18 protein-coding genes, 1 pseudogene and 1 CRISPR repeat array are annotated in these 20,955 nt (G+C 72.2%); of the genes and pseudogenes, 13 read left to right on the top strand and 6 right to left on the bottom strand.

The features are described from left to right. Window positions 1–31 precede the first annotated feature (31 nt). Genes ACFWIA_RS27105 through ACFWIA_RS27095 form a run of 3 tightly spaced genes read left to right on the top strand, consistent with a single transcriptional unit; the run spans window position 32 to window position 3,590 of the window. Window positions 32–853, top strand: a complete 822-nt coding sequence (locus ACFWIA_RS27105; protein WP_387009452.1) for a hypothetical protein — start codon at window positions 32–34, stop codon at window positions 851–853. Next, complete coding sequence (locus ACFWIA_RS27100; RefSeq protein WP_387009450.1) at window positions 853–2,808, top strand: fumarate reductase/succinate dehydrogenase flavoprotein subunit; 1,956 nt, start codon at window positions 853–855, stop codon at window positions 2,806–2,808. The genes ACFWIA_RS27105 and ACFWIA_RS27100 overlap by 1 nt, the downstream gene beginning before the upstream one ends. Then, on the top strand, window positions 2,805–3,590 hold the full coding sequence (locus ACFWIA_RS27095; protein WP_387009448.1) for a succinate dehydrogenase/fumarate reductase iron-sulfur subunit: 786 nt from the start codon (window positions 2,805–2,807) through the stop codon (window positions 3,588–3,590). Before ACFWIA_RS27100 ends, ACFWIA_RS27095 begins: the two co-directional genes overlap by 4 nt. Window positions 3,591–3,660: 70 nt before the next feature. Here ACFWIA_RS27095 and ACFWIA_RS27090 read toward each other — a convergent pair whose 3' ends face one another. Beyond that, window positions 3,661–4,218 (bottom strand): class IV adenylate cyclase, encoded by a 558-nt coding sequence (locus ACFWIA_RS27090; RefSeq protein ID WP_387009447.1) that lies wholly within the window; start codon window positions 4,216–4,218, stop codon window positions 3,661–3,663. 131 nt (window positions 4,219–4,349) lie between these two features. Between ACFWIA_RS27090 and ACFWIA_RS27085 the strand changes: the two genes are divergently transcribed. Beyond that, window positions 4,350–5,441 carry an XRE family transcriptional regulator gene (locus ACFWIA_RS27085; protein ID WP_387009445.1) on the top strand — a complete coding sequence of 364 codons (1,092 nt, stop codon included), beginning with the start codon at window positions 4,350–4,352 and terminating at the stop codon, window positions 5,439–5,441. 370 nt (window positions 5,442–5,811) lie between these two features. Next, window positions 5,812–6,574: a CRISPR direct-repeat array (repeat unit 29 nt; unit sequence GTCGTCCCCGCGCGTGCGGGGTTGGTCCC). A 207-nt stretch (window positions 6,575–6,781) separates the two neighbouring features. Next, window positions 6,782–7,891 (top strand): LacI family DNA-binding transcriptional regulator, encoded by a 1,110-nt coding sequence (locus ACFWIA_RS27080; RefSeq protein WP_387009443.1) that lies wholly within the window; start codon window positions 6,782–6,784, stop codon window positions 7,889–7,891. Between the two features lie 13 nt (window positions 7,892–7,904). On the opposite strand, the pseudogene ACFWIA_RS27075 reads toward ACFWIA_RS27080, so the two are convergent. The 4 genes and pseudogenes from ACFWIA_RS27075 to ACFWIA_RS27060 all read right to left on the bottom strand — a co-directional run bounded on the left by ACFWIA_RS27075 (window position 7,905) and on the right by ACFWIA_RS27060 (window position 10,152). Further along, window positions 7,905–8,967, bottom strand: a pseudogene (locus tag ACFWIA_RS27075) (acetylxylan esterase). Between the two features lie 32 nt (window positions 8,968–8,999). Beyond that, entirely contained in the window at window positions 9,000–9,503 is a 504-nt protein-coding gene (locus ACFWIA_RS27070; protein ID WP_387009441.1) for an anthrone oxygenase family protein, read from the bottom strand. Further along, on the bottom strand, window positions 9,491–9,712 hold the full coding sequence (locus tag ACFWIA_RS27065; RefSeq protein WP_387009439.1) for a heavy-metal-associated domain-containing protein: 222 nt from the start codon (window positions 9,710–9,712) through the stop codon (window positions 9,491–9,493). Before ACFWIA_RS27065 ends, ACFWIA_RS27070 begins: the two co-directional genes overlap by 13 nt. Further along, window positions 9,709–10,152, bottom strand: coding sequence for a nuclear transport factor 2 family protein (locus tag ACFWIA_RS27060; RefSeq protein WP_387009437.1), 444 nt, complete (start codon window positions 10,150–10,152; stop codon window positions 9,709–9,711). Before ACFWIA_RS27060 ends, ACFWIA_RS27065 begins: the two co-directional genes overlap by 4 nt. 94 nt (window positions 10,153–10,246) lie before the next feature. Between ACFWIA_RS27060 and ACFWIA_RS27055 the strand changes: the two genes are divergently transcribed. The 6 genes from ACFWIA_RS27055 to ACFWIA_RS27030 all read left to right on the top strand — a co-directional run bounded on the left by ACFWIA_RS27055 (window position 10,247) and on the right by ACFWIA_RS27030 (window position 17,434). Beyond that, window positions 10,247–10,912: a TetR/AcrR family transcriptional regulator gene (locus tag ACFWIA_RS27055; protein ID WP_387009435.1), complete on the top strand. Its 666-nt coding sequence runs from the start codon at window positions 10,247–10,249 to the stop codon at window positions 10,910–10,912. A gap of 463 nt (window positions 10,913–11,375) precedes the next feature. After that, complete coding sequence (locus ACFWIA_RS27050) at window positions 11,376–12,620, top strand: sugar ABC transporter substrate-binding protein (protein WP_387009433.1); 1,245 nt, start codon at window positions 11,376–11,378, stop codon at window positions 12,618–12,620. A gap of 5 nt (window positions 12,621–12,625) precedes the next feature. Beyond that, window positions 12,626–13,639, top strand: coding sequence for a carbohydrate ABC transporter permease (locus tag ACFWIA_RS27045; RefSeq protein ID WP_387009431.1), 1,014 nt, complete (start codon window positions 12,626–12,628; stop codon window positions 13,637–13,639). Further along, window positions 13,636–14,532 (top strand): carbohydrate ABC transporter permease, encoded by an 897-nt coding sequence (locus ACFWIA_RS27040; RefSeq protein ID WP_387009429.1) that lies wholly within the window; start codon window positions 13,636–13,638, stop codon window positions 14,530–14,532. Before ACFWIA_RS27045 ends, ACFWIA_RS27040 begins: the two co-directional genes overlap by 4 nt. Window positions 14,533–14,638: 106 nt before the next feature. Continuing rightward, complete coding sequence (locus ACFWIA_RS27035) at window positions 14,639–15,835, top strand: glycoside hydrolase family 1 protein (protein ID WP_387009427.1); 1,197 nt, start codon at window positions 14,639–14,641, stop codon at window positions 15,833–15,835. Between the two features lie 177 nt (window positions 15,836–16,012). Further along, on the top strand, window positions 16,013–17,434 hold the full coding sequence (locus ACFWIA_RS27030) for a glucoamylase family protein (protein ID WP_387009491.1): 1,422 nt from the start codon (window positions 16,013–16,015) through the stop codon (window positions 17,432–17,434). 17 nt (window positions 17,435–17,451) lie between these two features. Here the strand turns inward: ACFWIA_RS27030 and ACFWIA_RS27025 are convergent, their stop codons facing one another. Beyond that, the gene (locus ACFWIA_RS27025; protein ID WP_387009425.1) at window positions 17,452–17,832 is read right to left on the bottom strand and encodes a hypothetical protein; all 381 of its coding nucleotides are present in this window, start codon (window positions 17,830–17,832) and stop codon (window positions 17,452–17,454) included. Between the two features lie 218 nt (window positions 17,833–18,050). Here ACFWIA_RS27025 and ACFWIA_RS27020 point away from each other — a divergent pair, with 218 nt between their 5' ends. Next, window positions 18,051–20,135 (top strand): TPM domain-containing protein, encoded by a 2,085-nt coding sequence (locus tag ACFWIA_RS27020; protein ID WP_387009423.1) that lies wholly within the window; start codon window positions 18,051–18,053, stop codon window positions 20,133–20,135. Window positions 20,136–20,220: 85 nt separating this feature from the next. Continuing rightward, window positions 20,221–20,934 (top strand): PspA/IM30 family protein, encoded by a 714-nt coding sequence (locus tag ACFWIA_RS27015; RefSeq protein WP_387009421.1) that lies wholly within the window; start codon window positions 20,221–20,223, stop codon window positions 20,932–20,934. Window positions 20,935–20,955 lie beyond the last annotated feature (21 nt).

Below are 20,955 nucleotides of genomic sequence, written 5' to 3'. Positions count from 1 at the left end.
AGCCCGAGTCCCGACCCGAGTGGAGTCCTCGTTGGCCACTGGCACGGAACCCCCCATCCCCCGCGGCGGTGTCAGAACACGCACCCGCGCCGCCATCGACGCCCCGCACCTGCGCACCGACCGCTGGTGGCTGGCCCCCGCCGGCACCGCGGCCGGGCTGCTGGCCTTCATCGTCTACTCGACGTGGCGGGCGTTCGCGAACACCGACTACTACGCGGCCCCGTACGTCTCCCCCTTCTACTCCCCCTGCCTCGCCGAGAACTGCGCCCCGATGCGCGGCGGCCCCAACTGGGAGGTCCTCGGCGGCTGGTGGGGCCTGTCCCCCGCGCTGATCGTCCTGGTCTTCCCGCTGGGCTTCCGCCTCACCTGCTACTACTACCGCAAGGCGTACTACCGGGGCTTCTGGGCCTCGCCGCCCGCCTGCGCGGTGGCCGAACCGCACAAGAAGTACAGCGGTGAGACCCGGTTCCCACTGGTCCTCCAGAACCTCCACCGGTACTTCTTCTACGCGGCGCTCCTCGTCGCCGTCGTCCTCACCTACGACACCGCCCTGACGTTCCGGGACGCGGACTACGCCTGGGGGCACATGGGCCTGGGCACCCTCGTCTTCCTGGTGAACATCGTGCTGATCTGGGCGTACACCCTGTCCTGCCACTCGTGCCGGCACATCGTGGGCGGACGGCTCAAACACTTCTCCAAACATCCCGTCCGCTACCGGCTGTGGGGGTGGGTCGGCAAGCTCAACGCCCGTCACATGCAGCTCGCGTGGGCGTCCCTGGTGAGCGTGGGGCTCGCCGACTTCTACGTGTACCTCCTGGCGAGCGGTGCACTCGACGATCCGAGGTTGTTCTGATGCTTCAGGTGGAACGGCAGCAGTGGGATGTTGTCGTGGTGGGCGCCGGTGGCGCCGGACTGCGCGCGGCGATCGAGGCGCGGGAACAGGGCCTGCGGACGGCGGTGATCTGCAAGTCGCTGTTCGGCAAGGCGCACACGGTGATGGCCGAGGGCGGCATCGCGGCGGCGATGGGCAACGTCAACTCGGGCGACGGCTGGAAGGTCCACTTCCGCGACACCATGCGCGGCGGCAAGTTCCTCAACCAGTGGCGGATGGCGGAGCTGCACGCCCAGGAGGCACCCGACCGGGTGTGGGAACTGGAGACCTGGGGCGCCCTCTTCGACCGCACCCACGACGGCCGCATATCGCAGCGCAACTTCGGCGGCCACGAGTACCCGCGCCTCGCCCACGTCGGCGACCGCACCGGTCTGGAGCTGATCCGCACGCTCCAGCAGAAGGTGGTCTCCCTCCAGCAGGCCGCGGCGACCGAGTCCGGCGACCACGAGTGCTGCCTCAAGGTGTTCCAGGAGTACACGGTCACCCGCATCCTGAAGGCTCCGGACGGGCGGGTGGCCGGCGTCTTCTGCTACGAACGCGAGACGGGTCGTTTCGTCGTCATCGAGGCCCCCGCGGTGGTCCTGGCGACCGGGGGCATCGGCAAGTCCTTCAAGGTGACGTCCAACTCGTGGGAGTACACGGGCGACGGGCACGCGCTGGCGCTGATGGCCGGGGCGCCCCTGGTGAACATGGAGTTCGTGCAGTTCCACCCGACGGGCATGGTCTGGCCGCCCTCGGTGAAGGGCATCCTCGTCACCGAGTCGGTGCGCGGGGACGGCGGCGTCCTGCGCAACTCCGAGGGCCGGCGCTTCATGTTCGACTACGTGCCCGACGTCTTCAAGGAGAAGTACGCGGAGACGGAGGAGGAGGGCGACCGCTGGTACGAGGACCCCGACCACAACCGTCGCCCACCGGAACTGCTCCCCCGCGACGAGGTGGCCCGGGCGATCAACTCCGAGGTGAAGGCCGGCCGCGGCTCCCCGCACGGCGGAGTGTTCCTCGACGTCTCCACCCGCATGCCGGCGGAGGTCATCCGGCGCCGCCTCCCGTCGATGTACCACCAGTTCAAAGAGCTGGCGGACGTCGACATCACGGCCGAGCCGATGGAGGTCGGGCCCACCTGCCACTACGTCATGGGCGGCGTCTCCGTGGAATCCGACACGGCGGCGGCCCGCGGGGTGCCCGGACTGTTCGCGGCGGGCGAGGTCGCGGGCGGCATGCACGGCTCCAACCGGCTCGGCGGCAACTCCCTCTCCGACCTGCTGGTCTTCGGCCGCCGGGCGGGACTGCACGCGGCCCGGTACGCGGCCCGGCTGACGGACGAACGCCCGGTCGCCGCCGACGCACAGGTCCAGGAGGCGGTGGCCGAAGCGCTCCGGCCGTTCGGCGAGGAGGACACCGAGGCGGCGGACTCATCAGGCACGTCGGACGCGTCGGTGCCGCCGGAGAACCCGTACACGCTGCACCAGGAACTCCAGCAGACGATGAACGACCTGGTGGGCATCATCCGCCGGGAGGCGGAGATGACCCGGGCGCTGGAGCGGCTGGAGGACCTGCGGGTACGGGCGCGCCGGGTGACCGTCGAGGGGCACCGACAGTTCAACCCGGGCTGGCACCTCGCGCTCGACCTGCGGAACATGCTGCTGGTCAGCGAGTGCGTGGCGCGGGCCGCACGGGAACGCACCGAGAGCCGGGGCGGCCACACCCGGGAGGACCGCCCGGGCATGGACCGCTCCTGGCGCAACGTCAACCTGCTGTGCTCGCTCACCGGGCCCCTGAGCGCCGGACGGGACCCCCGCGAGGCACAGATCGACCTCACCCGTGTCGAGACCGACCCCATCCGCTCCGATCTGCTGGCCCTCTTCGACAAGGAGGAGCTGGTCAAGTACCTCGCCGAAGAGGAGCTGTACGAGTGACGACCTCCGCATCCACCAGCTACGAGGCACACTTCCGGGTCTGGCGCGGGGACTCCGGCGGCGGCGACCTGGGCGACTTCCGGGTCGAGGTGAACGAGGGCGAGGTGGTCCTCGACATCATCCACCGCCTCCAGGCCACCCAGGCGCCCGACCTCGCGGTCCGCTGGAACTGCAAGGCCGGCAAGTGCGGTTCGTGCAGCGCCGAGATCAACGGGCGTCCGCGGTTGCTGTGCATGACCCGGATGTCGGTCTTCGACCGCGACGAAACCATCACGGTGACCCCGTTGCGGGCGTTCCCGGTGGTCCGGGACCTCGTCACGGACGTGGGCTTCAACTACACCAAGGCCCGCGAGATCCCGTCCTTCGTGCCGCCCCCGGATCTGGCGCCCGGCGAGTACCGCATGCAGCAGGAGGACGTGGACCGGTCGCAGGAGTTCCGCAAGTGCATCGAGTGCTTCCTGTGCCAGGACACCTGTCACGTGGTCCGGGACCACGAGGAGAACAAGGCGGCGTTCGCCGGTCCGCGGTTCCTGATGCGCGTCGCCGAACTCGACATGCATCCGCTGGACGCCGCGGCCGACGCCGGTCTCGACCGCAAGGCCACCGCGCAGGACGAGCACGGGCTCGGGTACTGCAACATCACCAAGTGCTGTACGGAGGTCTGTCCGGAGGGCATCCACATCACCGACAACGCGTTGATCCCCCTCAAGGAGCGGGCCGCCGACCGCAAGTACGACCCGCTGGTCTGGCTCGGCAACAAGATCCGCCGCCGCGGCGAGTAGCCCGTACGGGGCGTACGTCCGTACGGGGCGGTTGCGCGGTACGGGGTCCGGCCCGTCGCGGTGGTGTACGTCAACCTCCGCGGCGGGCCCGGACGGCGTCGGTGTAGGTGTCGCTGGTCAGGGCGTCCGCCGCGATGCCCAACTCGGCCAGTACGGCGCGGATGTCGATCAGCGCGGCGGACACGTCCGCCTCGTCGACCAACGTCTCGACCTCCAGGTACGTGCCGTCCAGCTCGGGCACCCGGACCAGGGTCGCGAGCATGCGCCGCCCGTACGCCTCGAAGGCGTGGTTGCGGCAACGCTTCTCGAAGGCGATGCGTTCGACGTGACCGAGGGACCGGAGGATGGCGTGCGCCGCTGCGGCGTCCGCGACCTCGGTCTCGTACTCCGGTTTGGAACCCGACTCCGTGTCCACGGCGGCGCCCTTGTACGTCAGGAGGGTCCGCGTCCCGTGCGCACCGTGCACGGTGCGCAACCGCAACTCCTGGTCGGCCCGGTCCAGCGAGCCGTCCGGCCGGTCGTAGTAGGTGTCCCGGTACACCTCGACCCGAGCGGGGGCACGCGCGTCCAGCCGCCGCCCGATCAACTCCGGCTCGCCCACGTACGCCTTCAACTCCGCCTCGATCACTGCCGTCCTCCGACCCCCGTCGACGGCTGCCCGTCCCCGGCGGACCCGCCAGATGTTCGGCCTTCCTCGGTGTCCCCGGCACGTGCCGCTCCGCGTACATTGCGAGTGTCAGCAACGCAAGGGGAGTCAGTATGCCCAAGCACACCGACACTTCCGGCGTTCGTACGTCACGGATCTTCGACCCTTCGGGTCCGCACGCGACCACCCGTTCGGATGACGACAACATCGACTTGATGCCGCTGCGTCAAGCCATCGCACCACCCGTCACCTTCACGGGACGCATCGAGGTGGGCCACGGCCCGTCAGGGGACGAACCCGACCTGGAGCGGCTGCGATCAGCGGCGCACGGAACCGGTGCGGCCTACCACCGGGACGACTACGCCCACGTGGCCGCCGCGCTGCCCCTCCTCGTGCGCTCGGCCCACGCCGCAGTCGAGTTCCACGGCGGCGGGCGCCAGCACGACGCGGCCCTGCGCGTCCGGTCCAACGTGTTCCAGATGGCGGGCCGTTACCTCACCCAGGTGCGTGCCTACGACCTCGCGCACACCGCGCTGCGGGACGCCATCGAGGACGCGTTGCGCGTCGACGACTCCGCGGGCGTCGCGGCAGCCGTCTACCAGCAGGGATGGCTGTTGATGCGGCAGGGCCGGCTGGACGAGGCGGAACAGGTGAGCGTGGCCACCGCCGAAGCCATCGAGCCCCGCATGTCCCGGGCCACCCGCTCGGCGCTGGGTGCGTGGGGCAAGCTGCTGGTGCACGCGAGCGCCGCGGCGGCCCGGAACAACCGGCCCCGGGAGGCGCGGGACATCCTCCGGTTGGCGGGTGCGGCCGGGACCGCGTTGGGTGACCGGCAGGCCGTCGAGGTGTCGAGTTGGGGACGTTTCGACCGGCGGACGGTCGCCTTCCAGGCGATCGAGAACCAGCTCGTGGCCCAGCGCCCCGAACGGGTTCTCGGCCTGGCGGCCCGGGTGGGGCCACCGACGGACACGAAGGGCCGGACCTTCATGCGCAGGCACCTCCTGGACGTGGCGCAGGCGCACGTGATGCTCCGGCAGTACGACGACGCGTCCGACGTCCTGTGGTCACTGCTCGACGCGACCCCGGAGTGGCTGCGCCACCAGCGCATGGCCTCGGACACCTTCGGTGACGTGACGCGCGGCACCAGACGGCGCCACCTTTCGCAACGTCAAAGGGACTTGGCCGCCTTCTTCGGGACCCAGTAAAGGACACGGAACGTGGTCCCCGTGCCGCTGCGGGCGGCGACGAGTGCCACGGAACGTGACTGTCGGCCACGGGGGCGTGCGCCTTAGCTTCACGGTATGGATGCCAGTGCCGCCATCGACCACCTCAGTCCCGTCACCCACGGCCCCGCCGCCTCGAACGGAACGATCTCCCCGATACCGCCGAACGCGACCCCGGCCCTCCGGTACGGTGCCAGCACCCGGACGCGCAGGGTCCGGGGTGAACACGAACGTCCACGGGGGCGAGATGCTTCGACGGCGAGCCGATACACGCCTTTTGGTTGATTTGCCGGACCTTCTACTTCTCATGAAAAACAGCTCCCCCGGCCAGTAAAAGCCCAGGTCGCGACCTGTCGTCCCCGCGCGTGCGGGGTTGGTCCCGCCGTCCACGCGTCCTGGGCGGTCCACGTGGTGTCGTCCCCGCGCGTGCGGGGTTGGTCCCTGAGGAGGGCTCGTCGTCGTGCGGATCCCCAAGTCGTCCCCGCGCGTGCGGGGTTGGTCCCCGCTTGTCGACAGCCGCGCCTATCTCAGAGAGCGTCGTCCCCGCGCGTGCGGGGTTGGTCCCAGACCGCGGGCCCTGGGCGCAGCACTGTAGGGGTCGTCCCCGCGCGTGCGGGGTTGGTCCCGTCCTCGAACATCGTGACCGGCACGCTCAGGCTGTCGTCCCCGCGCGTGCGGGGTTGGTCCCTTCGTAATCGAGTTCGTGTACACCAAGGGAATGTCGTCCCCGCGCGTGCGGGGTTGGTCCCTCCGGGGACAGGAGGACGGGTTGAGTACCGTGGTCGTCCCCGCGCGTGCGGGGTTGGTCCTTCCCGGCCGCTTTGTAAATTCGGTAGCCCTCTGTCGTCCCCGCGCGTGCGGGGTTGGTCCCGTGATGGAGTCGGCGTCGCGCCCTGCGAGTGCGTCGTCCCCGCGCGTGCGGGGTTGGTCCCTGCAACTGCCGCGTGGACTACTCACGAGAGGGGTCGTCCCCGCGCGTGCGGGGTTGGTCCCCACTGCTGCTGCGCCCTGCTCGCCCTGGTCTGGTCGTCCCCGCGCGTGCGGGGGTGGCCCCGGCCTCGCGCTGATCCTTGCCCTCAGCCACCAGTCGTCCCCGCGCGTGCGGGGGTAGCCCCAACCGCGGCGGTACCTGCGTCCGCGCCGGTCAGCGATCCCCGCTCCGCGGGGCCCCAAGCGCACCCCGCCCCCGGGGCACCGCCCCGGGCCCACCTTGCCCGCACCCCGCCCCGCGACCTACTGTGAATGCGCTTTCATCAGCGCAGGCACCCCCGTGCCGGCGCACCCACCAGGGGATTCGTACGGACAGGCAGGCGGTCAGTCGGGTGAGCACAGCCCCCACGGTGTACGACGTCGCGGAGCGCTCCGGAGTGTCGATCGCGACGGTGTCGCGGGTGTACCGCAACCCCGACTCCGTACGGCAGCAGACGCGCGACCGCGTACTCGCCGCCGCGCGGGAACTCGGCTACGTGCCGAGCGGGAACGCCCGGGGCCTGGCCAGCCGCTCCACGGGCGTGCTCGGCCTCTGCTTCCCGGACTACTCGGACCCCGACGCCGAGCACGAGGCGGGCGAGTCCGACGACGATGACGCCGCGATGCTCTACTCGGACCAGATCATCCGGGGCATGGAACGTGCCGCCCGCCGCCACGGGTACGCCCTGCTCATCGCCGCCTCGCTGACCGGCGGCCCGGAGAGCCTGGTGGCGAAGGTCGCGGGCCGGGTGGACGGCTTCGCGGTGCTGGCCCGGACGGTACCGACCGAGGACCTGGAGGTCATCTCGCGACGGCTGCCCGTGGTGATGTTGGCGGGCCCGCGCGAGTCGGAGCAGCTGGACCACCTCGACCACATCGAGGCGGCCAACGAGGACGGCGAGCGCGCGCTGACCCGGCACCTGATCGTGGACCACGGGCTGCGGCGGCTGGCGTTCATCGGGAGCGCCGAGGACTCCCCCGACGTGGCGGCCCGTTTCCGCGGGTACCGGGCGGCCTGCGAGGAGGCCGGCGTCCCGGTGCGGGACGAACCCGATCTGCGGGCTCCGATGATGACCCGCGCGGAGGGCGCCCGCGCAGCCGACGCCTTGCTCGACCGCGCGCAAGCGGACGGTGAACCGCCGCCGCGGGGCATGTTGTTCGCCAACGACCAGATGGCGGTGGGCGCGCTGCACGCGCTGGAGCGCCGGGGCGTGCGGGTGCCGGAGGACGTCGCGGTGACCGGGTTCGACGGCATTCCGCTCAGCCGCCTGGTGCGCCCCGCGCTGACCACCGTCCGTCAGCCGATGCGGCAGATGGGCGAGGCGGCCGTGGAACTGCTGGTGCGCAGGTTGGGCGGCGACGGGAGCGAACGGGTGCCCGGCGTGCCGGAGGTGGCCCCGGGCGTGCCCGTTTCGCTGATGCTGCCGGTGACGGTGGCCCGGCGCGCGAGCTGCGGCTGCTGACGTACGACGGGGGTCAGGCCCCCAGCCAGTGGGCGAAGAACCGCCGCCGGGCCGCGTCCAGCCCCGCGTACTCGGCCCGCGTCCCCTCGTGCGCGAAGTGCCCGGCCGTCAGGACGTACGACTCGCGCGGCCCGGCCACCGCGTTGTGCACGGCGAACTGTTCGACCCGGCGGCACCGCCGGGTCGAACAGAGCGGGTGCGACCAGGGTCGGGGTGCGCAGCCGGGTCGCCGCCGTCGCCGCGTCGAAGTGGGCGAGGACGTCGGTGGCCTCCGGGTGCCGGGCGTGGTGGGCGCGCACCGCCTCGCCGCTGCCCGTGCACGGCATCGTGAGCCGTAGCGGGTGGTGCCCGAAGGTGGGCACCGTGAGCTGGGCGGCGCCGAAGCGTTCGTCGGAGGGCAGTGCCAGCGCGCCGATGCCGCCGCCGAAGCTCTCGCCCGCGTACCCGAGTCGGGGCGCCCCGGGCGCGGCGAGTTCGGGGACGAGTCGGAGCAGCGCGGAGGCGGCGCACCACAGGTCGTCCACGCAGCCGCCGATGACGTAGGTGTCGCGCGAGCCGATCCCGTGCAGGACGTGCGCATCGGCGGTGTCGGGCACGTCGGGCTGGAGTCCCCGGGCGGGGAGTCCGCGGGCGCAGGGCAGGATCGCGGCGGACCCGGGCAGCGGGAGCGGTAGGGCGGGTGCCGGGGTGTCCCGGCCCCCGTAACCGTGTCCGATCACGAACCCGTACCGGGCGGGCAGCCCGTCGGCGGGGAGCGCCAGCCAGCCGCCGGTGCGGACGCCCCCGGTGGAGGCGTACGTGAGCGGGTGGAGCCGTACGCCGTCCCGTTCGTCCTCGGCCGGGCCGACGACGGGTTCGGGGTCGACGGCGCGGGCCGCCGCGTACCGGGAGCGCCAGAACGCGTCGAAGCCGGCGGGCTCCGGCGGCGGGGTCACGGCGAGCAGCCTGGCCGGGTCGTACCCGTACGCCGGGTCGAAGGGGAACGGGTGCGGCAGGTCCGGCGCCCGCTCCGGCACGGCGGCGGGCGCCGAGCGGGAGGGAGCAGGCGGTACGGACGGTAGGGGCGGTACGGGCATGGTCGGAGCCTAGGGCCGCGTCCGCGCCCGTCTCAGTCCCGCGGGCGTCCGACCCGCGCGTACCCACCCACCGCGTGCACGATCAGCAGGACGAAGGCGAGCAACGCGGCGAGCGTGCGTGCGTAGTTGAAGAGTTCCCAGCGGGCGAGGACTTCCGCGTGGTCGGCGGGGGCCGAGGTCGCCGCCCACTGTTTGATCCGGCCGTTGATCGGGACGTTGCCGAACCGCGTGATCAGGAAGGACGCCAGGGCCAGCGCGGCGGCCGTGCCCGCGAGCGCCCGGGCCCGGCCCTGGGTGAGGACCGCCAGGAGCAGGGAGCTCAGTGCGGACGTCACCATCGCGGACTGCACGGTGATGCCGTTCATCCGCATCAGCTTCGCGTGGAAGTCCAGCCGCATGTCCAGGGGTACGGCGTCGAAGGTGGGCGCGAGGTTGAGCGCCCCGTAGGCGAACGCGCCGGTGAGCAGTCCGGTGGCGAGGAGGGCGAAGCCCTGCACGAACGGCACCCGGCGGTGTGCGGTGGTCAGGAGGTGCACGGCGCTCCGAGTGCGTAGCCGGCTTCCTCGACGGCTGTGCGCACGTCTTCGGTGGGCAGGGGGTCGTCGCTGGTCAGGGTGACGGTGCCGGCCTGGAGGTCGACGGTCACGTGGAGCACGCCGGCGACCCGGTCCAGTTCTTCGGTGAGCGTCCCGGCACAGTGCCCGCACACCATGCCGGCGACCGGGTACGTGGTGGTGCGGGTCATCGGTCCGCCTCCCCCGGGACGCCGGCATCCGGCAGGGCGCGGGTGAGTTGGTGGGCCCGGCGCATCCGGCCGTCAGCAGCGAAGTCCCCGAAGAAGTGGACCTCCGTGGAGAGGAGTCGCCCCTTGCGCATCCGGGCGTGCACGGTGAACCGGGCGGCCACCCGCGGCCCGTCGGCGATCGCCTCGTGGATCTCGTAGTGGCAGGCGACGGCGTTCTTGCGGACCGGACGCAGGTGTGCGACGAGCCGGTCCCGGTCGAGTCGGATGCCGTCGCTGAGCTGCACGATGTCGGGGGTGAAGTGGCGGTCGACGGGCTCCTCCGGGCCTCCGTCACCGGTCAGGACGGCCTCGGTCAAGGAGGCGAAGAAGTCGGCGAGGAAACGTTCGGGGGCGGTGGTGAGGATGTCGGGCGAGGGCAAGGGCGACGAGGGCAAGGGCATGGCGAGGCTCCTTCGGGCGTGACCCCGGGTACGATGTCTTACACATCTGTAAGATATGCAGGGCTCGTCAATTCTGACAAGGTTGTAAGAGTTCATGTCTTCCTCGACCCCCCGACCACGCCGGGCCGACGCCGAGCGCAGCCGAGCGGCCATCCTCGACGCGGCGGTCACCCTCTTCGCCACCGAGCCGGACGCCGGACTGCGCAAGATCGCCGAGATGGCGGGCGTGACCCGACAGACCGTCTACGCGCACTACCCCTCACGGGAAGCACTGTTGGACGCGGTGACCGAACGGGTCACGGGCCGGGCGGTGGCCGCGATGGACGCCGCCGGACTGGAGGAGGGCCCGGCGGTCGACGCGCTGCTACGACTCCAGGACATCGGGTGGGAGTTCTTCGAGGGCAACCCCACCGTCGGCCGAGCGACCGACCGACCCACGCGCCCCGCACGACCGGACGCGGACGAAGCGCTGCACGAACCGGTGGACGCCCGGCTGCGGCAACTGATCGAACGGGGGCAGGCCGCCGGGGAGTTCGACCCCGCACCCCCGGCCCACTGGCTGGCGGCGGTCGTCAAGGCACTGGGTCACGCGGCCGGGGGCGAGGTCACCGCGGGGCGGATGACCGTCGACGAAGCCGCCGCCGCGCACCGCACGGCCACCCTGCGGGCGCTCGGAGTCACGCACGACCCGGCGCCCCGCACCGCCGGGACGCCCCGGACCCCCGAGGGACCCGGGGACCGCACCCCCCGGACCCCCTGACCGGGCACCCCCGCCCCAGCAGCCCGCCCCACCCCGCCACGGTCCCGACCGGGCGGGGTGAAAGCGTTGTGCGCCACATTCCCTTTCCGTGCGCAAACATCCGATCTAGCGTGCAAGGTGCCGCAACTCATACATATCCCCCCACCCCCGAGCCGTGAGCCCCCACCCCATGCGACAGACCTCGCACGACACTCCGCACCCGCTCTCCGCACGCCCCCCCCCACCCGGCGGGTCCCTGCCGACGCACGCCCGGGGGCGGACGACCCGCGGGCGCCGTTACCGGAGTGTGATGTAAAGCCCCCTTGCACATCCCGGAACGCCTGGCGCAGAGTGATGTATGCGCTTACAGACAGCGCATACATCACGGGCGGGCGTCCTGGGTACCCGAAGACGATCAGGGGTCTTCGGGCGCGAGGAGTCAGGGACGCCAGCAAGGCCCGGGAAGCTCAAGGAGGAGCCGTCCATGCACCGCGCCGCCAGAACCGCCACGGTCGCCATCGCCCTCGCGACGGCGTTCGGAATAACCGCCTGCGGGACGTCGGGCGGTGAAAGCGTCGCCGCCGACGCGAAGCAGACGCTCACCGTGTGGGCCATGGGCGCCGAGGGCGAGAAGCTCGGCGACGTCGCCAAGGAGTACACCGAGGCGAACCCGAACGTGACCGTCAAGGTGACCCCCGTCGGCTGGGACGTCGCCCACCAGAAGCTCGTCGCCGCGGCTGCCGCGGGCAACCTCCCGGACATCGCGCAGATGGGCGGGACCTACATGGGCGAGTTCGCCGCGATCGACGCCCTGGAACCCGTCGACACCGAGATGTTCGACCGGAAGGACTTCTTCCCGGCCGGCTGGGACCAGGGGGTCGTGGACGGCAAGGCGTACGGCGTGCCGTGGTACGTCGACACCCGCGTCCTCTACTACCGCACCGACCTCGCGAAGCAGGCCGGCATCGACGAGGCACCCGCCACCTGGGCGGAGCTCCGGTCGGCCGCCGCCGCGTACCAGGACGAGGCCGGGACGAAGTGGGGGCTGTCGATCCAGCCCAGCGGCCTGGACACGGTGCAGAGCTTCTACCCGTTCCTGTACTCGGCGGGCGGCGAGATCGTCGGCGAGGACGGCAAGGCGGCCATCGGCAGCCCGGCCGCGGTGAAGGCGTTCGAGGAGTACGGGGCGTACTTCGACGAGGGCCTGGCCAAGAAGAGCGTCCAGCCCGGCTACGACGTGACCAAGGACTTCAACACCGGCGACGTGCCGATGTTCTTCTCCGGCCCGTGGATCATGTCGATGCTCAAGACCCAGTACCCGGACCTGGACGGCAAGTGGGCCGTCGCCCCCGTCCCCACCGGCGAGCAGTCGGTGTCCATGGCCGGCGGCTCCAGCCTGGTGATCTCCAAGGACAGCGACAACAAGCCGGCCGCCAAGGAGTTCATCAAGCACCTCACGGACACCAAGGGCCAGGAGGACTGGTTCGAGCGGACCAGTGACCTGCCGGCCGCCACCGCCGCCTGGGAGTCGGGCGCCCTGGCCGAGGACCCGAACCTCCAGGTCTTCCGCAAGCAGATGGAGACCGCGAAGACCTCGCCGCCGCTCGCCGAGTGGTCCGAGATCACCTCGAAGGTCGACACCGCCATCGAGTCCGTGACCCAGGGCAAGGCCTCCGCCGAGGACGCCGCGAAGAAGGCGCAGTCCGAGGTCGAAAGCCTCGTGGAGTAGACACGATGAGCACCACGACCGGACCCGCCGCCTCCGGCGCGGCCAGGGCGAAGGCCGGGCCGGGCAGCAGTCCCGGCCCGGGCGGGGCGACACCCGGCAGCGGGGCCGACGGCCGGGGCCGCGGGCGCCGCACGCCGCGGCTGGGCACGCAGAACCTCGCCGGGTGGCTGTTCTCCACCCCGTTCCTCGTGTTGTTCGCGGTCTTCATGGCCTTCCCGATCCTCGCGACGCTCGTCATGAGCTTCACGGACTTCGGGTTGCGCAACGTGACCGATCCGTGGGAGGCCGAGTTCATCGGCTTCGAGAACTACACGAAGCTCTTCAGCGACGAGAAGTTCCTCACCGCCCTCTTCAACACGGCCTACTTCGTCGTCATCGGGGTTCCCCTCACCATCGGACTCGGTCTGCTGGTCGCGGTGCTCCTCAACAACGGCATCGACCGGGCGCGCACCTTCTTCCGCGTCGGTTTCTACGCCCCCGTGGTCACCTCGATCGTCGCCGTCGCCGTGGTGTGGCGGTTCGTCCTCGACCCGGCGGACGGGCTGATCGCCGGTCTCGCCGCCGAGGTCGGGCTCACCGCGCCGGACTTCCTCGGTGACGAGAAGCTCGCGATGCCGTCGCTGATCCTGATGGCGGTGTGGCGGAACATGGGCACGGTCATGGTGCTGTTCATCGCCGGGCTCCAGGCCATCCCCACCGAGGTGCGGGAGGCCGCGAAGCTCGACGGCGCCGGTACCTGGGGCGAGTTCCGCCGCATCACCGTGCCGTTGCTGCGGCCGACCCTGCTGTACGCGACCGTGATCACCACGATCGGTTACCTCAACGTGTTCGAGGAGCCGTTCGTGATGACCCAGGGCGGTCCCTCGGACAGCACGCTCACCGTCTCGCTGCACATGTACCGCGAGGGCTTCAACTTCTTCCACATGGGCTATGCGAGCGCGATGGCGTACGTCCTCTTCGTGGTGATCATGGGCATCACCGTGCTCCAGCTCCGACTGCTGAAGGACAACACGGCATGAGCGCCACGAAGTCCACCCCGACCGTCGCCCCGCCCGCCCCGACCGGCGCCGCGCCGCCGCGGTCGAACGGTCCGCGACTGCGCCGGGTCCTGGTGTACACACTGGTCTCGCTGGGTCTGCTGATCATGTCGGCGCCGTTCCTGTGGATGGCACTGTCGGCCTTCAAGACCAACGAGGAACTCAGCGCCTCACCGCCCGTGTGGCTGCCCACCGAGTGGACGCTCGCGCACTTCGAGCGACTGCTGGACCGGCTGGACCTCCCGCGCTACTTCCTCAACTCGGTGATCGTGGCGACCCTCGTCACCGTCTCCAACCTGCTCTTCTGCTCGATGCTCGGCTACGCGCTCGCCAAGCTCAGGTTCGCCGGCCGCAACAAGCTCTTCGGGCTGGTGCTCGGTGCGCTGATGGTGCCCGGCAACCTGATGCTGCTGCCGCTGTTCGTGCTGATGAGCAAGTTGCAGCTGATCGACTCGTACGCCGGTCTGGTGCTGCCGTTCGCGGCGGGCGCCTTCGGGGTCTTCCTGATGCGGCAGTTCATGCAGTCGATCCCGGACGAACTGCTGGAAGCGGCGCGGATGGACGGCGCCGGCGAGTGGTACATCTTCTGGCGGATCGTGATGCCGCTGGTCAAGCCCGCCCTCGCCACGCTGACGATCTTCACCTTCCTGGGGTCCTGGAACAACTTCGTGTGGCCGTTGATCGCCACCAACGACCCCGACAAGTACACGCTCCCGGTGGCCCTGGCGACCTTCGCCACCGACCCCAACCAGTCGGCCGGCTCCAACGGCATGCTGATGGCCGGTTCCTTCCTGATCGTGCTGCCGGTGCTGCTCGTCTTCGCAGTGCTCCAGCGCCACTTCACCCAGGGCATCGCCACCGCCGGCATGAAGTAGCCCCGCCCGCCCCCCTTCTCGTTTCCGATTCGCTCCCCCCGCACGCCGGGCCGCTCCCCCACCCCCCGGGCCGGACCGCGCCCGCACCCACCAGAGAGACAGGACGATGACGCACGCCCCGACACGGTTCCCCGACGGCTTCCTCTGGGGGGCCTCCACCGCCGCCCACCAGATCGAGGGCAACAACACCAACAGCGACTGGTGGCGCAAGGAGCACAGCGGCACCTCCCACATCCAGGCACCGAGCCTGGACGCGGCCGACAGCTACCATCGCTGGCCCGAGGACATGGACCTGCTCGCGGAGCTCGGCTTCACCGACTACCGGTTCAGCATCGAGTGGGCCCGCATCGAGCCGGCCCGCGGCCACTTCTCGCACGCCGAGATCGCCCACTACCGCCGCATGGTCGAGGGCGCCCGGGCCCGTGGTCTGCGCCCGATGGTGACCCTGCACCACTTCACCGTCCCGCAGTGGTTCGAGGACCTGGGCGGCTGGACCGCCGACGAGGCCGTCGACCTGTTCACCCGGTACGTCGAGGCCACCGCCCCGGTCATCGCCGAGGGCGTGGACCACGTCTGCACCATCAACGAGCCGAACATGATCGCCGTGATGGCCGGGGCCGCCAAGGCCGGGGACATCGGCTTCCCGCCGGCCGGGCTGCCGACGCCCGACGAGGACACCACCCGCGCGATCATCGCCGTCCACCACGCCGCGTCGAAGGCCGTCAAGGCCGTCAACCCGGACATCCAGGTGGGCTGGACCATCGCCAACCAGGTCTACCAGGCGCTTCCCGGCGCCGAAGAGGTCACCGCCGCCTACCGGCACCCGCGCGAGGACGTGTTCATCGAGGCCGCCCGCGGCGACGACTGGATCGGCGTCCAGTCCTACACCCGGACCAGGATCGGCGTCGACGGCCCGATCCCGGCGCCCGAGGACGTCGAGCGCACCCTGACCAGCTGGGAGTACTACCCGGCGGCCGTCGGTTACGCCCTGCGGCACACCGCGGACGTGGTGGGCGACGTCCCGCTGATCGTCACCGAGAACGGCATCGCCACCGATGACGACGACCGCCGCATCGCCTACACCAAGGGCGCGTTGGAGGAGGTCGAAGCGGCGCTGCGGGACGGGCTCGACATCCGCGGCTACCTGCACTGGAGCGCACTCGACAACTACGAGTGGGGCTCCTTCGCGCCCACCTTCGGGCTGATCTCCTACGACCCGGTGACCTTCGAGCGGACCGCCAAGCCCTCCGCCGTCTGGCTCGGCGGGCTCGGCCGCACCCGGGAACTCCCCACCGGGGAGTGAGCCGCGGGCGCGGGGCGGCCCCCTCCGCCGCCCCGCGCCCCACCGAACGACGCCGTCGGTCCGTCGCAGCCCCGCCGGGCCGACGGCGTCCCCCCGGTCCCCCACCACCCGCCCGGCCCTCCGCACGACTCCACACCTCCCGACACCAGGAGCTGGAACCGCATGGACCGCATCCGCATGCACCGTCGATCGTTCCTCACCACCGCCGGAGCCGGGGCCGCCGCCCTGACCCTGGCCGCCGCACCGACCCGGGCTGCCGCCGCGCACCGCTCCCCGTCCCGCGCACCCGCCGCCGACGCGCCCCTGCTGCACCGGTGGTTCCGCGACACCTACCGCTCCCTCGACGCGATGACCACGGACTTCGGGCTCACCGCCGACAAGACGGACCTCAGCCGGCCCGGCCGCCCGGTCCCCTCCCGCCAGACCTCGCCCACCAACATCGGCTGCGGTCTGTGGTCCACGGTGGCCGCCGCCGGACTCGGGGTGATCAGCCGGGGCACCATGCGCCGCGACCTCGCCCGTACCGTCGCCGCCGTCGAGAAGCTGGAACGGCACCACGGCTTCTGGCTCAACTGGTACGACGCGTACGACGGTTCGACGTTGACGCAGTGGCCGGAGACCGGTGCGGCCGTCCGTCCGTTCCTCTCCTCCGTGGACAACGCCTGGCTGGTCGCCGGGCTGCGGATCGCCGCCGACGCCGACCCCTCGCTGCGCCGCCGCATCGCCCGCGTCCTCGCCACCGCCGACTGGTCGTTCTTCTACACCCCGTACGACGCGGCCGACCCGGCGCAGCGTCCGGGCCAGTTGCGCGGCGGCGTCTGGACCGACACCGACGAGCCCACCGGCCACCACTACGGCGCCCTGAACACCGAGCCCCGGATGGCGAGTTACCTCGGCATCGCGGACGGTTCGCTGCCCGCGCAGCACTACTGGTGCATGTACCGGACGATGCTGCCCGAGTGGGAGCAGGAGCAGACGCCGGGCGGCTCGTACGTCACCGTGGACGGCGTCCGGGTGTGGAACGGCCACTACTCCTACCGGGGTCGCAAGCTGGTGCCCAGCTGGGGCGGCTCGATGTTCGAGGCGCTGATGGTGCCGCTGTTCGTCCCCGAGTCGGCGTGGTCACCGCACGCCTGGGGCCGCTCCCACGAGCACTACGTGCGCGGCCAGATCGAACACGGACTGGTCGAGGAGGAGTACGGGTACTGGGGCTTCTCCCCGTCCAACGTGCCCGACGGCGGTTACCGCGAGTACGGCGTGGATGCGATGGGCATGCAGACCGAGGGGTACCTGTCGCACGGGGTGGTCACCCCGCACGCCTCGTTCCTCGCCCTGCCCCAGGCGCGCGGCGAGGCCGTCGCCAACCTCCGCGCGCTCGCCCGGGACTTCGGCGCCTACGACGACGGGTACGGGTTCCGGGACTCCGTGGACGTCCGCAGCGGGCGGGTCAGCGACTTCGTCCTCGCCCTGGACCAGGGCATGATCGCCGCCGCGCTCGCCCAGGAGCTGCGGCCCGGGCTGCTCCAACGCCCGTTCCGCACGGGCGGGTTCGCCTCCCGGGTCAGGCCGCTGCTGGCCCGGGAGCGGTTCAGCATCTGAGCGCCGGCTGCGCGGGCTCAGCCGTCGCCGCGCCCGTTCTCCAGGTGCACGATCCGCAGCCCGACGGCGTCCAGCGCGCGTTTGGTGCGGCCGTAGAGACCGATCGACAGGTCCGTCGGCTCCGCCACCTCCCGGGGCGCGACGTAGGTGAGGACGTCCGGGTGGTGGCCGGTGACCACCCAGCCCTCGACGGCGTCCGGCGTGATGACGCCGAAGTCCCCCGCGGCCGAGCCCGCGCCCACCGGACCGAACTGAGCGAGGAGGTCGGCGGCCCGGCCGGCGGGGTCACCGGACGCGGTCGCGAGGACCACGCAGGTGCCGTGCTCGAACAGGGCCCAGGTCTTGTGGGGGTCGGCGAGGAGGGTGCGCCAGGTGGTGATCAGTGTCGGGGTGGTCATGGCGTCCAGGATGGCCGCCCCCACTGACAGCGCGGGGCCCCGGCAGCCCGCCCGCGGTGCCGCGGGCGGGCCGATCGCGGTCGCGGCGCCGGGTTCGGGGTCATATGTTCAAGGATGTGACGTCGCCCAGGAGTCGGCCCCCGCGGGGTCCGGGCAGGTGGGAGGGCGCGCCGGGGTGGCCGGCGCACCCTCGACGGACCGTGCGGCGGGCCGGGCCCGTGAGCGCGCGCGGGGGGCCGGTGGCCCTGCTCGCGCTGGCGGTGCTGGTCGGGCTGGGGCTCGTGCTCGGTGCCGCCGGGGTCACCCGCGCGGACGATCCCGTACCGCTGTCCCGCACCGGGCAGATCACCGACACGGTCGGCGCCCTCGGTGACCGCCGCGACGAGGTCGCCGCCGCCCTGGAACGCCTGGACCGCGATCAGGGCCTCCAGCTGTACCTGGTGTACGTGCGCGACTTCTCCGGGCGGACGCCCCAGAGCTGGGCGGACGCGACCGCGGACCGCGGCGGCCTCGGGCTGGACGACCTGCTGCTCGCCGTCGCCACGCACGACCGCCAGTACGCGTACTCGGTGGACCAGGACGTCCGGCTGACCGATGCGCAGCTCGCTGGGGTCGCCCGGACGGCGATCGAGCCGGCGCTCCGGGCGAACGACTGGGCGGGCGCCGGGATCGGCGCCGCCGACGGGATGGACGCGGTGCTGTCGGGGCGGCCCGTCCCCGTGCCGTCGCTGACGCCCGGCGACCCCGATCCGGGCAGCCTGGTCGGTCCGGACGTCGGCACCGGGGACTTCGTGCTCCCGGTGGTCGCGGTGGGCGCGGCCGGCGCGCTCGCGGTGTACGCGGTCGCCCGCAAGCGGCGGCGTGCGAAGACGGTGCGACAGGGCCCCGAGTGGGGGGCCAGGGCCCCGGGCGCGCCGGGTCCCGTCCCGCTGCCCGAGTGGGACGGGCGGGCCCGGCGGCTGCTGGTGACGACCGACGACGCGGTGCGCACCAGTGCGGAGGAGCTGGGCTTCGCCACGGCGCAGTTCGGCGAGGAGGCCACCCGGCCGTTCACCGAGGCGTTGGAGTACGCCCGTACGGAGCTGACGGCCGCGTTCCGGCTGCGCCAGCAGCTCGACGACGCGTTCCCGGAGGACGACGCCACCCGACGGCGCATGCTGGACGAGATCGTCGCGCGCTGCACGGAGGCGAACCGGCGGCTGGACGCGGAGTCGGCGGCGTTCGACCGACTGCGGGCCCTGGAGCAGTCGGCGCCCGCGGCGCTGGAGCACGCCGACGGGGTGTATCAGCAGGTCAGCAGCCGGACGGAAGGCGCGCAGGAGACCCTGGACCGGCTCGGCACCGCGTACGCACCGGCCGCTTCGGTGCCGGTGGCGGGCCATGTGGAGCAGGCGAAGGACCGGTTGGTGTTCGCGGCGGCGGGCCTGGCGGGTGCCCGCGAGGCGGTGGCCGCCGGGGACAACGGTCGGGCCGCCGTCCGGTTGCGGGCCGCCGAGGGGGCCCTGGACCAGGCGGGGACCTTCGTGGCGGCGGTGGAGCGGCTGGCCGAGGAGATCGCGGCGGCCGACCGGGCCGTGCCGGGTGCCCTGACGGAGACGGAGACGGACCTCGCCGAGGCGCGCGGCATGCTCGACGGCACGGTGGCGGGCGAGCCCACGGCGGACCTCAGGGGCCGGGTCGCCCGCGCCGAGGCGGTGCTGCACGACGTGGGGGCGGAGCGGGCGGCGGGCCCCTACGACCCGATCGGCGCACTGCGGAGGTTGGAGGAGGCCGACGGGGCGCTCGACGCGGCGTTGACGGGGGCGCGGGAGCGGGAGGCGACACAGGTGCGCGCCCGGTCACTGCTCGGGCAGGCACTGCTGACGGGTCGCAGCGCGGTCGGCGCGGCGGCGGACTACGTCACCACGCACCGGGGTGCGGTGGGCAGCCAGGCGCGGACCCGGCTCGCGGAGGCGGAGCGTCATCTGGCGCGGGCGCAGGGGGCGACGGGCGACCCGGCGGGCGCGCTCGCCGACGCCCAGCGGGCGGACGCGTTGGCCCGGGAGGCCCGGCAGTTGGCGGAGCAGGACGTGCGGGCGCGCGGCGCCCCGTACGGCGGGCGCCCCGGTGGCGGTGGGGGGACGGGCGGCGCGGTGCTCGGCGGGATCATCCTCGGCCAGGTGCTGGGCGGTCTCGGCCGGGCCGCGGGCGGTCGTTCCGGTGGTCCGGGCGGTTTCGGCGGGGCGGGGCGGGGCGGTTTCGGTCCGGGGAGCTTCGGCGGCGGTGCCACCCGGGGCCGCAGGGGCGGGGGTGGACGGTTCTGACAGCGGTTGCGGCACCGGCCGCGGAACTTCGCGACGACACCAGGTCCCGGCTCCACCACGGCGCCCTCACCCGAAAGGCCCTCCGATGAGCAAGCAGACCGTCCTCGGCCGCGTCACCCAGTTGGCCCGGGCGAACATCCACGCCCTCCTCGACCAGGCCGAGGACCCGCAGAAGATGATCGACCAGTTGATCCGTGACTACACCGCCCACATCGGGGAGGCGGAGGAGGCCGTGTCGGTGACGATCGGCAATCTGCGGATGCTGGAGCAGGACCACCGGGAGGACGTCGACGCCGCGGCCGAGTGGGGGCGCAAGGCGCTCGCCGCCAGTCGCAAGGCCGACCAGTTGCGGACGGCGGGCGACGCCCCGGAGGCGGACACCTTCGACAACCTGGCCCGGGTGGCGCTGGAGCGGCAGTTGCAGGCGGAGCGGGAGGCGAAGGACGCGGAGCCGGTGATCGCCGCGCAGAACGAGGTGGTCGGCAAGTTGACGTCGGGCCTGGACCAGATGAAGCGGAAGCTGTCGGAGCTCCAGTCCCGGCGCGACCAGTTGGTGGCCCGGTCGCGTACCGCGCAGGCGCAGAACCAGATGTTGGACGCGGCGAAGAACGTCGACGTGCTCGATCCGACGAGTGACCTGGGCCGCTTCGAGGAGAAGGTCCGTCGGGAGGAGGCGCGGGCGCTCGGCAGGCAGGAGTTGGCGGCCTCGTCGCTGGACGCGCAGTTCGAGCGGCTGGACGCGTTGGGCGACACCGCGGAGGTGGAGGCCCGGCTCACCGCCCTGAAGTCCGGGGGCTGACGGGTCGGAGGTGCGCCACGG

The sequence above is a fragment of the Streptomyces sp. NPDC127068 genome, assembly GCF_042724695.1.
Lineage (GTDB): Bacteria > Actinomycetota > Actinomycetes > Streptomycetales > Streptomycetaceae > Streptomyces.
This window is presented reverse-complemented; position numbering and strand designations above follow the sequence as displayed.